The sequence below is a fragment of the Pseudomonas veronii genome (genome assembly GCF_002028325.1).
GTDB lineage: Bacteria > Pseudomonadota > Gammaproteobacteria > Pseudomonadales > Pseudomonadaceae > Aquipseudomonas > Aquipseudomonas veronii.
Genome location: NZ_CP018420.1, coordinates 1,015,450 through 1,029,706, shown reverse-complemented (window position 1 = coordinate 1,029,706; position 14,257 = coordinate 1,015,450). Strand labels below are relative to the sequence as shown.

At 59.3% G+C, this 14,257-nt stretch carries 16 protein-coding genes; 5 read left to right on the top strand and 11 right to left on the bottom strand.

The window, feature by feature from the left end:
* Positions 1-60: 60 nt before the first annotated feature.
* Entirely contained in the window at positions 61-1,506 is a 1,446-nt protein-coding gene (locus tag PverR02_RS04680; protein ID WP_079442861.1) for an aldehyde dehydrogenase family protein, read from the bottom strand.
* Between the two features lie 54 nt (positions 1,507-1,560).
* Positions 1,561-2,472, bottom strand: a complete 912-nt coding sequence (gene kdgD / locus PverR02_RS04675; RefSeq protein WP_017845414.1) for a 5-dehydro-4-deoxyglucarate dehydratase — start codon at positions 2,470-2,472, stop codon at positions 1,561-1,563.
* 223 nt (positions 2,473-2,695) lie between these two features.
* Between kdgD and PverR02_RS04670 the strand changes: the two genes are divergently transcribed.
* The 3 genes from PverR02_RS04670 (at position 2,696) to PverR02_RS04660 (ending at position 4,661) form a co-directional block, all read left to right on the top strand.
* Positions 2,696-3,850: a hypothetical protein gene (locus PverR02_RS04670; RefSeq protein WP_046484712.1), complete on the top strand. Its 1,155-nt coding sequence runs from the start codon at positions 2,696-2,698 to the stop codon at positions 3,848-3,850.
* A 114-nt stretch (positions 3,851-3,964) separates the two neighbouring features.
* Positions 3,965-4,327 carry a hypothetical protein gene (locus PverR02_RS04665; protein ID WP_079442860.1) on the top strand — a complete coding sequence of 121 codons (363 nt, stop codon included), beginning with the start codon at positions 3,965-3,967 and terminating at the stop codon, positions 4,325-4,327.
* A gap of 139 nt (positions 4,328-4,466) precedes the next feature.
* The gene (locus tag PverR02_RS04660; RefSeq protein WP_227778786.1) at positions 4,467-4,661 is read left to right on the top strand and encodes a hypothetical protein; all 195 of its coding nucleotides are present in this window, start codon (positions 4,467-4,469) and stop codon (positions 4,659-4,661) included.
* Here the strand turns inward: PverR02_RS04660 and PverR02_RS04655 are convergent.
* The 8 genes from PverR02_RS04655 to rplM form a co-directional block, all read right to left on the bottom strand.
* On the bottom strand, positions 4,658-5,407 hold the full coding sequence (locus PverR02_RS04655; protein WP_017845418.1) for a FadR/GntR family transcriptional regulator: 750 nt from the start codon (positions 5,405-5,407) through the stop codon (positions 4,658-4,660). The genes PverR02_RS04660 and PverR02_RS04655 overlap by 4 nt on opposite strands.
* Before the next feature lie 158 nt (positions 5,408-5,565).
* Positions 5,566-5,985 carry a ClpXP protease specificity-enhancing factor gene (locus tag PverR02_RS04650; protein ID WP_017845419.1) on the bottom strand — a complete coding sequence of 140 codons (420 nt, stop codon included), beginning with the start codon at positions 5,983-5,985 and terminating at the stop codon, positions 5,566-5,568.
* 17 nt (positions 5,986-6,002) lie between these two features.
* Complete coding sequence (locus PverR02_RS04645; RefSeq protein WP_010568030.1) at positions 6,003-6,620, bottom strand: glutathione S-transferase N-terminal domain-containing protein; 618 nt, start codon at positions 6,618-6,620, stop codon at positions 6,003-6,005.
* Between the two features lie 146 nt (positions 6,621-6,766).
* Positions 6,767-7,546 (bottom strand): cytochrome c1, encoded by a 780-nt coding sequence (locus tag PverR02_RS04640; protein WP_046384697.1) that lies wholly within the window; start codon positions 7,544-7,546, stop codon positions 6,767-6,769.
* Positions 7,546-8,757: a cytochrome b gene (locus PverR02_RS04635; protein WP_017845421.1), complete on the bottom strand. Its 1,212-nt coding sequence runs from the start codon at positions 8,755-8,757 to the stop codon at positions 7,546-7,548. Before PverR02_RS04635 ends, PverR02_RS04640 begins: the two co-directional genes overlap by 1 nt.
* On the bottom strand, positions 8,757-9,350 hold the full coding sequence (petA, locus tag PverR02_RS04630; protein ID WP_026139825.1) for a ubiquinol-cytochrome c reductase iron-sulfur subunit: 594 nt from the start codon (positions 9,348-9,350) through the stop codon (positions 8,757-8,759). Before petA ends, PverR02_RS04635 begins: the two co-directional genes overlap by 1 nt.
* A 266-nt stretch (positions 9,351-9,616) precedes the next feature.
* Positions 9,617-10,009, bottom strand: a complete 393-nt coding sequence (gene rpsI, locus PverR02_RS04625; RefSeq protein WP_003171743.1) for a 30S ribosomal protein S9 — start codon at positions 10,007-10,009, stop codon at positions 9,617-9,619.
* 14 nt (positions 10,010-10,023) lie between these two features.
* Entirely contained in the window at positions 10,024-10,452 is a 429-nt protein-coding gene (rplM, locus tag PverR02_RS04620) for a 50S ribosomal protein L13 (protein WP_010568039.1), read from the bottom strand.
* A 248-nt stretch (positions 10,453-10,700) separates the two neighbouring features.
* Here rplM and PverR02_RS04615 point away from each other — a divergent pair, with 248 nt between their 5' ends.
* Positions 10,701-11,741, top strand: a complete 1,041-nt coding sequence (locus tag PverR02_RS04615; RefSeq protein WP_079442858.1) for an NADP(H)-dependent aldo-keto reductase — start codon at positions 10,701-10,703, stop codon at positions 11,739-11,741.
* Between the two features lie 114 nt (positions 11,742-11,855).
* On the opposite strand, the gene PverR02_RS04610 is transcribed toward PverR02_RS04615, so the two are convergent.
* Positions 11,856-12,992, bottom strand: a complete 1,137-nt coding sequence (locus tag PverR02_RS04610; protein ID WP_079442857.1) for an acyl-CoA dehydrogenase family protein — start codon at positions 12,990-12,992, stop codon at positions 11,856-11,858.
* 220 nt (positions 12,993-13,212) lie between these two features.
* Here PverR02_RS04610 and PverR02_RS04605 point away from each other — a divergent pair, with 220 nt between their 5' ends.
* Positions 13,213-14,133 carry a GlxA family transcriptional regulator gene (locus PverR02_RS04605; RefSeq protein WP_169850558.1) on the top strand — a complete coding sequence of 307 codons (921 nt, stop codon included), beginning with the start codon at positions 13,213-13,215 and terminating at the stop codon, positions 14,131-14,133.
* Positions 14,134-14,257: the final 124 nt, after the last annotated feature.

Here is a 14,257-nt window from a genome sequence, read left to right as displayed (position 1 = left end):
CCCCCCTGAATACCTGCGTATTCGTTGAAATTTTTCGCGAGCAAGCTCGCTCCTACAGTGTTACGAACCGATGTAGCTGGTTTTCACCACGGTGTAGAACTCTTGCGCATAGCGACCTTGCTCACGCGAACCGTAGGATGAACCTTTACGGCCACCGAACGGAACGTGATAATCCACGCCGGCAGTCGGCAGGTTGACCATCACCATCCCGGCCTGGGAGTGGCGCTTGAAGTGGTTGGCGTATTTCAGCGAGGTGGTGGCGATGCCCGCCGACAAACCGAACTCGGTGTCGTTGGCCATGGCCAGCGCCGCCTCGTAGTCCGCCACGCGCACCACGTTGGCCACCGGGCCGAAGATCTCTTCGCGGCTGATCCGCATGGCCGCCTCGCTGTCGGCGAACAGCGTCGGCGCCAGGTAGTAGCCTTCGGTGTCGCAGGTCACCAGGCCGCCACCGCTCACCAGCCGCGCACCTTCGCTCTGGCCAATGTCGATGTATTTCAAGTCCTGGTCCAACTGGGCCTGGGAGACGACCGGGCCGATGTCGGTGCCGCTTTTCAACGCGTGGCCGACCTTGATCGACTTCATGCGCTCGGCCATGGCCGCGACGAACTGATCGTGAATACCGGCGGTGACGATCAAGCGGCTGGAGGCGGTGCAACGCTGGCCGGTGGAATAGAACGCGCTCTGTACCGACAGCTCGACGGCTTGCTTGAGATCGGCGTCATCGAGAATGATCTGCGGGTTCTTGCCGCCCATTTCCAACTGCACCTTGGCCTGGCGCGAGACACAGCTGACCGCGATCTGACGTCCGACGCCAACCGAACCGGTGAAGCTGATGCCGTCGACTTTCGGGCTGTTGACCAACACATCGCCCACTACCCGCCCGCTGCCCATCACCAGGTTGAACACACCGGCGGGGAAACCGGCGCGGGAGATGATTTCTGCCAGGGCCCAGGCACAGCCCGGCACCAGCTCCGCCGGCTTGATCACCACGCAGTTGCCGTAGGCCAGGGCCGGAGCGATTTTCCACGCGGGGATGGCAATCGGGAAGTTCCACGGGGTGATCAGGCCGACCACGCCGAGGGCTTCGCGGGTGACTTCGACATTGACGCCCGGTCGCACCGACGGCACGTAGTCGCCGGACAGGCGCAGGCACTCGCCGGCGAAGAACTTGAAGATATTACCGGCGCGGGTCACTTCGCCAATGGCTTCAGGCAGGGTCTTGCCCTCTTCCCGAGCCAGCAGCGTGCCGAGCTCTTCGCGTCGGGCGAGGATTTCGCTGCCGACTTTATCGAGTGCGTCGTGGCGAGCCTGGATACCGGACGTCGACCAGGCCGGGAATGCAGCGCGGGCGGCATCGATGGCAGCGTTGACCTGGACGACATCCGCCTTGGCATATTCGCCAATGACATCGGACAACTCCGACGGGTTGAGGTTGACGCAATAATCAGCGCCAGCCACCCATTGGCCGTTGATGTAGTTTTCAAAACGTTTGGCTTGGGACACGAATCTTCTCCTGACGCAAAAGGCCGCTGATTGCTCAGCGGCCTTATAGATAAGTTATTGCGGGCCTTGCTTGTCGATCAGCGCGGCCAGGGCTTCGTATTCTTCCGGCAGCAGATCGGTCAGTGGCGTGCGAACCGGGCCGGCGTCATAGCCGACGATTTTGGCGCCCGCCTTGACGATGCTCACCGCGTAGCCGGCCTTGCGGTTACGGATGTCCAGGTACGGCAGGAAGAAGTCATCGATGATCTTGCCGACGGTGGCGTGATCGTCGCGGGCGATGGCGTGATAGAAATCCATCGCAGTTTTCGGGATGAAGTTGAACACCGCCGAGGAATACACCGGCACGCCCAGGGCCTTGTAGGCAGCGGCGTAAACCTCTGCAGTCGGCAGGCCGCCCAGGTAGCTGAAACGGTCGCCCAGACGACGGCGGATCGACACCATCAATTCAATGTCACCCAGGCCGTCCTTGTAGCCGATCAGGTTCGGGCAACGTTCGGCCAGGCGCTCCAGCAAAGGCGCAGTCAGGCGGCAGACGTTGCGGTTGTAAACCACCACGCCGATCTTGACCGACTTGCACACCGCTTCCACGTGGGCGGCAACCCCGTCCTGGCTGGCTTCGGTCAAATAGTGCGGGAGCAGCAGCAAGCCTTTGGCACCGAGGCGCTCGGCTTCCTGAGCGTATTCGATGGCCTGGCGGGTCGAACCGCCGACACCGGCGAGGATCGGCACGCTGGTGGCGCAGGTATCCACCGCGGTCTTCACAACCTGGGAATATTCGCTGGCCGCGAGGGAGAAAAACTCACCGGTGCCGCCGGCGGCGAACAGCGCAGTGGCGCCGTAGGGAGCCAGCCACTCCAGACGTTTGATATAGCCGGCCTGGTGAAAATCACCCTGGGCGTTGAAATCGGTCACGGGAAAAGACAGCAGACCGTGAGAGAGGATGGACTTCAGTTCTTGTGGATTCATTATTCGAACACCCTGGGCAAAGACTTTCTGGCGAAAGGTTGTTGTTGGTTTTGCTTATGTCATACGTCATCGTACAACTATAAAATATTTCGTCAACTGCAATTCATCGAACCGCCTGTTGAGAGAGAGCGCATTGACGTAGGAGTTTTTTCCTCTATGCTCGAATTGCTGTATATACATACAGCAATAAAGGAAGATTCCTACGACATAGCAAGGAGCTAACATGTCCGGTCTTGAACTCGCAGCACCCGCAAAAAACCTACCTTCCCTGCGTTTCGAAGGCGGTGAACACACTGCCATCGGCGACGACACACTGTTGCGCTTCGCCAAAGACGCTCCGGCGATTGCCGCCCGACTCGTCGAGCTGCACCTGCCCAACGGCCTGGCGCTGACTTACGGGCAAGTGATCGCCCTGGGCGGCGACTTTTATGGCATCCCTGGCCAACCCATCAGTGATGGCGCCTCGCCTGCCGAACGCGTGCAACGCTTTAACGCCGCATTCAACTCACTGGCAGGACTGCCGGCGTCACGGGAGGAAGCACACAAGATCCTGGCGGTGATGCAAAAGGAGATCAACGCGGTCAACCAGGCGATCAAGGACGGCAAATCCGCCCACGACGCCTACGCCGTGCTCGGAGATACGTTGTCTGAAGAGTGGAACCGCATCACCGGCGGTGGCAGCGCGGTCTCGGCACTGTTCCCCCTGGGCCGCTACTTGAAGCTGGCGGCGGACAACGCCGACCACTTTGGCGAATGGGCGTTGTCGGCTTACCTGGCCGGGCATACGGCGGCGCTGCAACAAGCCGTCATCGCCCATCAAAGCGGCACCGACCAGGCGCTGGAGCTGGCCTATGCGATGAACAGTTTTGCCGATCACTTCTTGACCGATCTGTTTTCCGCCGGCCACCTGCGCGTACCGCGCAAACAGCTGGCCGCCGTGGTGACGCCTGGGGAGCTGGGCTCGCTGATCAGCCGCTTCATGCACGATGAAGACAGCAAGTTCGGGCTCAAGGTGCGCAATGCAGTCGGTGACGAGTGGCATGCCTACGGCGATAAACGCTATTTCGACGCCGGCGACGCGGCCAACCGGGCACAGGTCAAACGCGCCGTGCAGGCGTCGGCCGATGAGGTCTTCGACGCGTTTATCAGCGGTGTCGCGCCCTCCCCGGCCACCTTCAAGGCGCCGCTGTATGTGCCGGACCTGAATGCGGCACAGAACCCGGCGAATAACTTTTCGCCGCTGTTCAAGATGGAAGGCGACAAGGTACTGCGCCGCAAGGACGTGAATGACCTGAACGACAAACACTGGACCGCTGATTGGTGGGGGTGGAGTACGTACTTGCTGCTGAAGGACTACACACCCAATACGCCGGCTTGAGCCGTACCGTTTGTCGTGACTGTGATTTCTAACAGTTACGCCGATTTTCAACGAGGGCGATAACCCCGCATAGGAGCCAGGCTCTCTGGCTTCTGTGCAAAGGAGCACTCAATCATGACCATTGAAGCCCCGAGCCTTGTCGGCGGCGACGCTTCTTGCCCGGCTCAAGTGAGCCTGGCAAGCGGCGCACGCATAAAGTTTTCCATCCCCGAGCCCAATGAGGTTTCCGCAAGCGCCCAGGTATCTATCATCGTAGGACCGGACCCCGAGTCCCCGGAAGCTGAAGGGCAGGAAAAGAACGCCGGACAGTACGACCCCAACAAGGAAGATTACGTGAAGGAGTCGAATCTCAAGCTCGATATCGCTGCCGATGACTTGAAGAAATTCGTCAACCAAACGGTGCAGGTGCGATACGCGATAAACAGCGAATCGGGAAGGTTCTATTCTGATCCGTTGATGATAACGGTCTCGCAGTGACACAGCGCTTATCCGCACCGCATCGCTCTCGTCGCAGGCACCAGACCTGCCCCGGGGACGTGTCTGAACCGGTATTCACGGCCGTTTGCGCATGCAGATAAAGCAACACTCCACCTTCCAACACTGGCGTGTGAAGACCATGAAATACGAGCTCAATATGCCGGACGGCAAAAAACAGCAGATCACCTTTGATGGCGTGATTTACAAAGGAGACATTCTCGAATTTGAAGGTGCCGCTACCCAATACGAGGTAGTTAAACGATTCCTCACCGTCCCGTTCGATCTTAACGAGCCCATCACTGATGTGGCGCTTGAGGTCGTGACCTACCCTTAACCCCGTTGCGCCTCTGCTTCTTCGTGAGCATGGCGCAGCCGCTCGCGACTGTTGGTCAAATGCAAGCGCATCGCCGCCCGCGCCGCGTCCGAATCCTGGCGCGCGATCGCTTCGTAGATTTCTTCGTGCTCGCGGCTCAAGCGCTTCATGTAGTGCTGCTGGTCATCCTGGGCCAGGCGTGCCGAGTTCAGGCGGGTACGCGGAATGATGCTGGTGCCCAGGTGCGTCATGATGTCGGTGAAGTAACGGTTGCCGGTGGACAGGGCAATCTGCAGGTGGAACTGGAAGTCCGACGCCACCGCATCGCCGGCATGGGCGGCGCTTTCATTCAAGGCGTCGAGGGCGGCACGCATGCCGGCCAGTTGTTCGTCGCTGCGGCGCAACGCGGCCAGGCCCGCGGATTCCACTTCCAGGCTGATACGCAGCTCCAGGATCGCCAGCACATCGCGCAGGGTCACGATGGTGGCCGGGTCAATGCGGAAACCGCTGGGGCTTGGCGTATCCAAGACAAAGGTGCCGATACCGTGGCGGGTTTCCACTTGCCCCGCCGCCTGCAAGCGTGAGATGGCTTCACGCACCACCGTGCGGCTGACGCCATGGGCGTCCATGATCGCCGATTCGGTAGGCAGTTTGTCGCCACGCTTGAGTTGGCCGTCGCGGATCTGCTCGGACAACACCGTGACCAATTCCTGGGCAAGGCTGCGGCGCTTGCGGGGAAGACGAGGGGCGGTGTTGGTGTTTTCCATGTTGGGTCATCTTTCTTGGTGAACTGAACAGGCATCATAGCCCATGGCGGTTGTACGATCACCGTTCCAGGCATGACTTTCATCTACAACGGCCAGGCAAAAAAATGCCCCGGCAACCGCCGAGGCATTTTTCAGCCGCGCCCGAAGGCAAAAGCCGCTTACTTCACCACTTTCAGACTCGGCCGGCCGCTTGGACGCGGTGGCTCGGTATCCGGTGGCGGCACATCATCGCCGTCTTCCCCGTCGATCGCTTCGTCATCCTCGAAAGGCGACTCCAGATCGAACACCATGCCTTGGCCATTTTCCCGGGCGTAGATCCCGAGGATGGCACCAATCGGCACGTACAGCGTATGCGGCACACCGCCGAAACGCCCTTCGAAGCTGACGGCCTCGTTGTCCATGTGCAGGTGGCGCACTGCGCTGGGCGATACGTTCAGCACAATCTGCCCGTCGCTGGCAAAACCCTGCGGAACCTGAACCGCAGGAAACTCGGAATTGACCAGCATGTGCGGGGTGCAATCGTTGTCCACAATCCACTCATAGAGCGCGCGAACCAGGTAGGGTCGACTGGAGTTCATCAACGGCTCCTTAAGCCTTAGCGCATATCGCGTTCGACACCAGACAGACTCGCCTGGAAAGCCTCACGCGCAAACTGGCGCTCCATGTAATCAAGCAGCGGCTTGGCCGGCCGCGGCAGTTCAATGCCCATAATCGGCAAGCGCCAGAGTATGGGTAATAGGCAGCAATCCACCAGGCTTTGTTCCTCACTGAGGAAAAAAGGCTTGTCGGCGAACAATGGCGAAACGCCCGTCAGGCTCTCGCGCAATTCCTTGCGCGCCACGACACGGGCCGCCTCTTTGCTGCGCGAATCCAGAATCAAATCCACCAGCCCGCACCAGTCGCGCTGAATCCGATGGATCAGCAGGCGGCTGTTGGCACGCGCCACCGGGTACACCGGCAGCAAAGGCGGATGCGGGTAACGCTCATCCAGATATTCCATCACCACGGTTGACTCCCACAACGCCAGGTCACGATCGACCAGGGTGGGCAAGCTGCCGTAAGGGTTCACTTCGATCAGCTTCGGCGGGTGACGACCCACCTCCACACTGATGATCTCGGCGCTGACACCCTTCTCTGCGAGCACGATGCGTACTCGGTGGGAATAGTGGTCGGCGGGGTCGGAGTAACAGGCCAACCGATTGGTCACGCCCATGGCGGTCCTCCTCGCTTGTTGAAATTATCGAAAGCTCAAAAACGAGCGCGCCCAGAGAGCATCTCAGTAGTACCTGATGACCAGGTCGCTACGGGTTAGAGATGCCGCTGGGCGCGCAAGATTAACAGCAATTGCTTACGGTTGGATCAATGCACATCCTTCCAGTATTCGCGCTTGAGCAGATAAGCGAATACGAAGAAGAAAGCCAGGTACAGCAAGACATACGTACCAATGCGCTGGTGCTGCAGTTTGACCGGGTTGGCCGAGTAGGCCAGGAAGGTCACGAGATTCTTGACCTTCTCGTCGAACTGCTCTTCGTTCAGCGCGCCGGACTTGGGCACGATGGTCAGTTGATCGCACGCTTCATGTGTCAGCGGCGTGCCGGTCAACGGGTCAAATTGCTTCTTGCCGCCCTCGACTACCTGAACCTGCTTGCATCCTATCACTTGGCGACCCTGCAGGCCGACCAGAACGTTAGGCATACCGACGTTCGGGAACACCACGTTGTTCACGCCCCATGGACGCGCAGGGTCTTCGTAGAAGGATTTCAGGTAGCCGTAGAGCCAATCGGTGCCGCGAACCCGCGCCACCAAAGTCAGGTCGGGCGGCGCAGCGCCGAACCAGTTCTTGGCGTCCGCTGGCTGCATGCCGATATTCATGTGGTCGCCAATCTTGGCGCCGGTGAACACCAGCTTGTCGAGCATCACCTCGTGCGGGATGCCCAGGTCATCGGCAACACGCTCGTAACGCTGGAACTTGGCGCTGTGGCAACCCATGCAATAGTTGGCGAACGTGCGTGCGCCGTCCTGCATGGCCGCTTTGTCAGACACGTCGATAGCGACTTTTTCCAACTCAGGGCCTTGCTCGGAAGCGAAGGACAGTAGCGGCAGCGCCGCAAGCATCAATGCAACGAATAATTTTTTCATCAGCCAGTCACCCTTTCCGGAACCGGTTTGGTCTTCTCTAGCCGGGTATAGAACGGCATCAGAATGAAGTAGGCGAAGTACAGGAAGGTGCAAACCTGCGACAGCAACGTGCGCTCAGGGGTTGGCGCCAGTACGCCCAGTACACCCAGGATCACGAACGCAATGCAGAACACCCACAGCCAGATCTTGCTCAGCCAGCCCTTGTAGCGCATGGACTTGACCGGGCTTCGGTCGAGCCAAGGCAGCACGAACAGCACCGCGATGGCCGCACCCATGGCGATTACGCCCATGAGCTTGTCGGGGATCGCCCGCAAGATCGCGTAGAACGGCGTGAAGTACCAGACCGGGGCAATATGCACAGGTGTCTTGAAGGCGTTGGCCTGTTCGAAGTTAGGTTTTTCCAGGAAATAACCACCCATCTCCGGGAAAAAGAACACGATCGAGCAGAACACGAACAGGAACACGACGACACCGACAATGTCTTTCACGGTGTAGTACGGGTGGAACGGGATGCCATCCAGCGGGATGCCGTTCTCGTCCTTGTGCTTCTTGATGTCCACACCGTCGGGGTTGTTGGAACCCACTTCGTGCAGCGCCAGGATGTGCAGCACCACCAGGCCGAGAATTACGATCGGCAAGGCCACTACGTGCAAGGCGAAGAAGCGGTTCAGGGTGATGCCCGAGATCAGGTAGTCACCACGGATCCACTGCGTCAGGTCGTTGCCGATCACCGGGATCGCGCCGAACAGCGAGATGATCACCTGGGCGCCCCAGTACGACATCTGGCCCCACGGCAGCAGGTAGCCCATGAAGGCTTCAGCCATCAGCGCCAGGTAGATCAGCATGCCGAACACCCACACCAGCTCACGAGGCTTCTGGTACGAACCGTAGAGCAAACCACGGAACATATGCAGGTAGACCACGATGAAGAACGCCGAGGCGCCGGTGGAGTGCAACAGGCGCAGGATCGAGCCGTACTCGACGTCACGCATGATGTATTCGACGGAAGCGAATGCCTCCTCCGCCGAAGGGGTGTAGCTCATGGTCAGCCAGACGCCGGTGACGATCTGGTTGACCAGCACCAGCAGTGCCAGGGAGCCGAAGAAGTAGAAGAAGTTGAAGTTTTTTGGCGCGTAATACTTGCTGAGATGGTCTTCCCACATTTTGGTGGCGGGGAAGCGCGCATCCACCCAATCCATGAACTTACTCATCACGCGTTCTCCTTGTCGAGGCCAATGACAATGATGTCGTTAGATTCGTAGTTATGCGGAGGCACGGGTAGGTTCAGTGGAGCAGGTTGCGACTTGTAGACGCGTCCGGCCAGGTCGTAGTGCGAACCGTGGCAGGGGCAGAAATAGCCGCCGACCCAATCTTTGCCCAGGTCGACCGGCGCCACTTCAGGGCGGAAAGTAGGTGAGCATCCCAGGTGGGTACACAGCCCGACCAGCAGCAGAATCTCTGGCTTGATCGAACGTGCTTCGTTTTTGGCGTAGGCGGGTTGGTCGGAAAACTCAGATTTGGGGTCAGACAACTGGCCTTCGATCTTTTTCAGATTTCCCAGGATTTCCTCCGTTCGACGAACAATGAAGACCGGCTGACCGCGCCACTCAGCAATCATCTGCTGGCCTGGCTCAATCTTGCTGATATTCACCTTCACCGGTGCACCTGCGGCTTTCGCCTTGGCACTGGGAAACCATGACCCCACGAACGGGACCGCAGCCCCCACCGCTCCTGCAGCACCCACCACGGATGTGGCTGCTACCAAGAAGCGACGCCGGCCTGCATTCACGCCGTCATTGCTCATTCAGTCCTCTCCCATCAGCTTTTTGGCCTGTTAAATCAGGCGTCTACTAAGTATTAAATCTGAACTTATAAAAATTTTGCCGAATGGTAATGAAAAGCCCCACCCCTGACAAGGGAATTACCCGGAGCTCCAGCTCCAAGCCTTGTAGTATAGGGGGTCTACGGCTGTGGCAAGTTGTCACGCCGAAATTTATGCATAAATAGCAGGCAATAAAAAACGCCCAGCTCCGTAAGGAGGCTGGGCGTTTTTGTGCAACGTAAAGCGAATTAACGCTTCGAGTACTGCGGACGCTTACGCGCTTTACGCAGACCGACTTTCTTACGTTCAACTTCACGAGCATCACGAGTCACGAAGCCAGCTTTGCGCAGAGCGCCACGCAGGGTTTCGTCGTACTGCATCAGAGCGCGAGTGATACCGTGGCGGATTGCGCCAGCTTGACCACTTACACCGCCACCGATAACGGTGACGTAGATGTCGAACTTTTCAACAGTCTCGGTCAATTCCAGCGGCTGACGAACTACCATGCGGGCAGTTTCGCGGCCGAAGAAGTTGTCCAGAGTGCGGTTGTTGATCGAGATGTTACCAGTGCCCGGACGCAGGAAAACGCGTGCGGTTGCGGTTTTGCGACGGCCAGTGCCGTAATTTTGAGTCGCCGACATAATGAACTATTCCGTTAAAACTTCAGTTCTTGGGGCTGCTGAGCAGCATGAGGGTGAGCAGCGCCCGCATAGACTTTCAGCTTGCGAAACATATCGCGACCCAGTGGGCCCTTCGGCAGCATGCCTTTAACCGCGATTTCAATCGGGGCCTCAGGCTTCTTGGCGATCAGACCTTCGAAATTGGAAGACTTGATGCCGCCTGGGAAACCGGAGTGACGGTAGTACATTTTGTCTTGCGCTTTGTTGCCGGTAACACGTACCTGCTCAGCGTTGATGATCACGATGTAGTCACCGGTGTCAACGTGAGGGGTGTATTCAGGCTTGTGCTTGCCACGCAGACGGCTGGCGACTTCAGTGGCCAGACGACCCAGAGTCTGACCAGCGGCGTCGACGACAAACCAGTCGCGCTGAACTGTTTCCGGTTTTGCAGTAAAAGTTGTCATTCTTTAATAGCCTCAGGGGCCGCCCTGTAAATTAGACGGCGGATCTTACTGAATAGTGCGTACTTTGACAAGTCAAAGGCAGCCGGATACAGACGCTATCGGGGGCTCGGGTCGGCGCGTCCGTTCAACGGCAAGATTCTTCGGCAGGCGGCGCATCACTTCCACTGCAGAAAGAGGTGGGCAATTATGCAGATTGCGAAAAAAAATTCAACCTGCTTTTATGATTGTTTTCCCCGAAGGAGCACCCGATGGATTATCGACAGCTGGGCCGTACCGATCTGCACGTAAGCGCGATAGCCTTGGGCACCATGACCTGGGGCGAGCAGAACAGCGAGGCAGAGGCCTTCGCGCAGATCGAACGGGCCAAGGCCGCGGGGATCAACTTCCTCGACACGGCGGAAATGTACCCGGTGCCACCCAAGGCCGGCACCTATGCCACCACCGAGCGCTACATCGGGAATTACTTCAAAAGCCGCGGCGACCGCGCCGACTGGATTCTCGCCAGCAAGATCGCCGGCCCCGGCAACACCATCGACTATATCCGCGGCGGCCACCTGCGCCACAACCGCCAGCACATCGTCGAAGCCCTGGATGCCAGCCTCAAGCGCCTGCAGACCGACTGGATCGACCTCTACCAGTTGCACTGGCCGGAGCGCAGCACCAACTTCTTCGGCCAGCTGGGCTACAAGCACAAGGACGAAGACGACCTGACGCCGCTGGAGGAAACCCTCGAAGCGCTGGACGCGCAGGTGAAGGCCGGCAAGATCCGCCACATCGGTCTGTCCAACGAAACGCCGTGGGGCACCATGAAGTTCCTCGCCCTGGCCGAAGCCCGCGGCTGGACCCGCGCGGTGTCGATCCAGAACCCCTACAACCTGCTCAACCGCAGCTTTGAAGTGGGCCTGGCGGAAATCGCCATTCGCGAACAGTGCGGTCTGCTGGCTTATTCGCCCCTGGCATTCGGCATGCTCAGCGGCAAATACGAAGGCGGTGCGCGCCCGGCAAAAGCCCGCCTGACCGAATACAGCCGCTTCAGCCGCTATTTCAACCCGCAGTCGGAAGCAGCGTGCAGCCGTTATGTGGCCCTGGCCCGCGAACACGGCCTGGACCCGGCGCAGATGGCGTTGGCGTTCGTCACGCAACAGCCGTTCGTGACCAGCAACATCATTGGTGCGACGAGCCTGGAGCAACTGGACAGCAACCTTGCCAGCGCTGACCTGAAACTGTCGAAAGAGGTGCTGGAGGGGATTGAGGCGATTCAAAAGGATCATCCTAATCCAGCACCTTGATTGATCTCTAGACCGCTATCGGGGGCAAGCCCCCTCCCACACTTAGCCGTGTGAACCCAGTAAAACGTGGGAGGGGGCTTGCCCCCGATGAGGCCCTCAGCCACACCATCGAAATCAAAGCGCCCGCGCGATAATCTCCTTCATGATCTCATTGGTCCCCGCATAAATCCGCTGCACCCGCGCATCCGCCCAGGCGCGGGCGATCGGGTATTCCCACATGAAGCCGTAGCCGCCGTGCAATTGCACACACTCGTCGAGCACCTTGCATTGCAGGTCCGTGGCCCAGTACTTGGCCATCGCGGCGGTGGGCACGTCGAGCTTGCCCTCCAGGTGCAACGCCAGGCATTTATCGACGAACACGCGGCCGATCTGGATCTCGGTGGCCATCTCCGCCAGTTTGAAGCGGGTGTTCTGGAAGTCGGCAATCGCCTTGCCGAAGGCCTTGCGCTCACGGGTGTAGTCGAGGGTCCATTGCAGCGCCGCTTCGGCTGACTCCAGCGCGCCAATCGCCACGGTCAAGCGCTCCTGCGGCAGCTCCTGCATCAAGTAGGCGAAGCCCATGCCTGCCTGGCCCAGCAGGTTTTCCTTGGGCACACGGACATCCTGGAAGAACAGCTCCGAGGTGTCCTGAGCCTTCATGCCGACCTTTTCCAGGCGCTTGCCCTTGTCGAAGCCCGGCGTAGCGGCCTCCACCAGGAACAGGCTGGTGCCCTTGGCGCCGGCCTTGGGGTCGGTCTTGGCGACCACGATCACCAGATCGGCGAGAAAACCGTTGGTGATAAAGGTCTTGGAGCCGTTGATCACATACTCATCACCGTCCAGCACCGCCGTGGTCTTGACCCCTTGCAGGTCGGACCCGGCGCCCGGCTCGGTCATGGCGATGGCCGTGACCTTCTCGCCGGAGATCAATTGGGGCAGGTATTGGTGCTTCAGCGCTTCACTGCCGTAATGCAGGATATACGGCGCGACAATGTCCGAATGCAGGGAGAAACCGATGCCGGTCAGGCCCAGGCGGCTGATCTCTTCGATCACCACCGCGCTGTAGAGAAAGTCCGCGCCCAGGCCGCCGTACTCCTCCGGCAGATGGGAACACAACATCCCCGCCTCGCCGGCCTTGTTCCACAGCGCACGGTCGATATAGCCCTGCTTCTCCCATTGCGCATGGAACGGCGCAGCGTCTTTTTCAAGGAAGGTACGCACGCTCTGGCGGAAGAGTTCGTGTTCCGGACTGAACAACGTTCTGGGGATCATGAGGTCACCTGCGTGGATTGTCGGACAAAGACGAACCACAGAGCCTATGCCGCGAAGGCGTCACAGGACACTGGACACATGCGACAAAAAATAAGACGATCCAGCCGTCTGGTGACCACTTTCCCCTATAAGAATAAATGAAATTATGTCTAACCAAATCTCCACGCCCTTGCGGCGCGTCAGCATTTTGGCCATTGATCGGGTGTTCGCTTCCACCCTCATGCAAGCCAAGGATTTCTTCCACCTCGCCAGCCTGCGTTACGGCAAACAACAAGGCCTGGGCCTGACTCCCGCGTTCGAAACGCGCCTGGTCAGCCCCGACGGGCAATCGGTGCGCAGCTTCAGTGATGTGATCATGCCGGTGGACGGCGGCCTGGAAGACGCCGACATCATCGTGCTGCCGGCCTTCTGGGATGACTTCGATGCCCTGAGTACGCGCTACCCGCAAGTGCTGCCGTGGCTGCGCGAACAGCACGCCCGCGGCGCGGTGCTCTGCGGCGAAGCGACCGGGGTGTTCTGGCTGGCCGAAGCCGGGCTGCTCGATGGCAAGGAGGCGACCACCTACTGGCGTTTCTTCACTGCCTTCAGCGAGCGCTTCCCCAAGGTCCAGCTCAACCAGGACAAGCACCTGACCGACGCCGACAACCTGTACTGCGCCGGCGGCACCACCTCGGCCTGCGACCTCTACATCTATCTGATCGAACGCTTCTGCGGCGCCAACATCGCCCAGGCCGTGGCCCGCGATATTCTTTACGAAGTGCAGCGCAACTATTCGCCGGGACGGATCGGTTTCGGCGGGCAGAAGCTGCACCAGGATGTGATCATCCTGCAGATCCAGCACTGGCTCGAAGAGCATTTCGCCGACAAGTTCCGCTTCGAGGACGTGGCCCGGGAGCACGGCATGAGCATCCGCAACTTCATGCGCCGCTTCCAGACCGCCACCGGCGACAAGCCGCTGCATTACCTGCAACGCTTGCGCATCGAGACGGCGAAAGGGCTGCTCTCGGGCAGCCGCAAGAGCATCAAGACCATCAGTTATGAGGTGGGCTACGACGATGCGAGTTTCTTTGCGCGGCTGTTCAGGCAGCACACCGAGCTGTCACCGAACCAGTACCGCCAGCAGTTCCAGCAAGCCGCATAATCAGGGCTGTACAGAGACAAAATGTGGGAGGGAGCTTGCTCCCGATAGCGGTGTATCAGTCAGTACATCTGGCACTGATACACCGCTATCGGGGGCAAGCCCCCTCCCACACTTTTTACTGCGT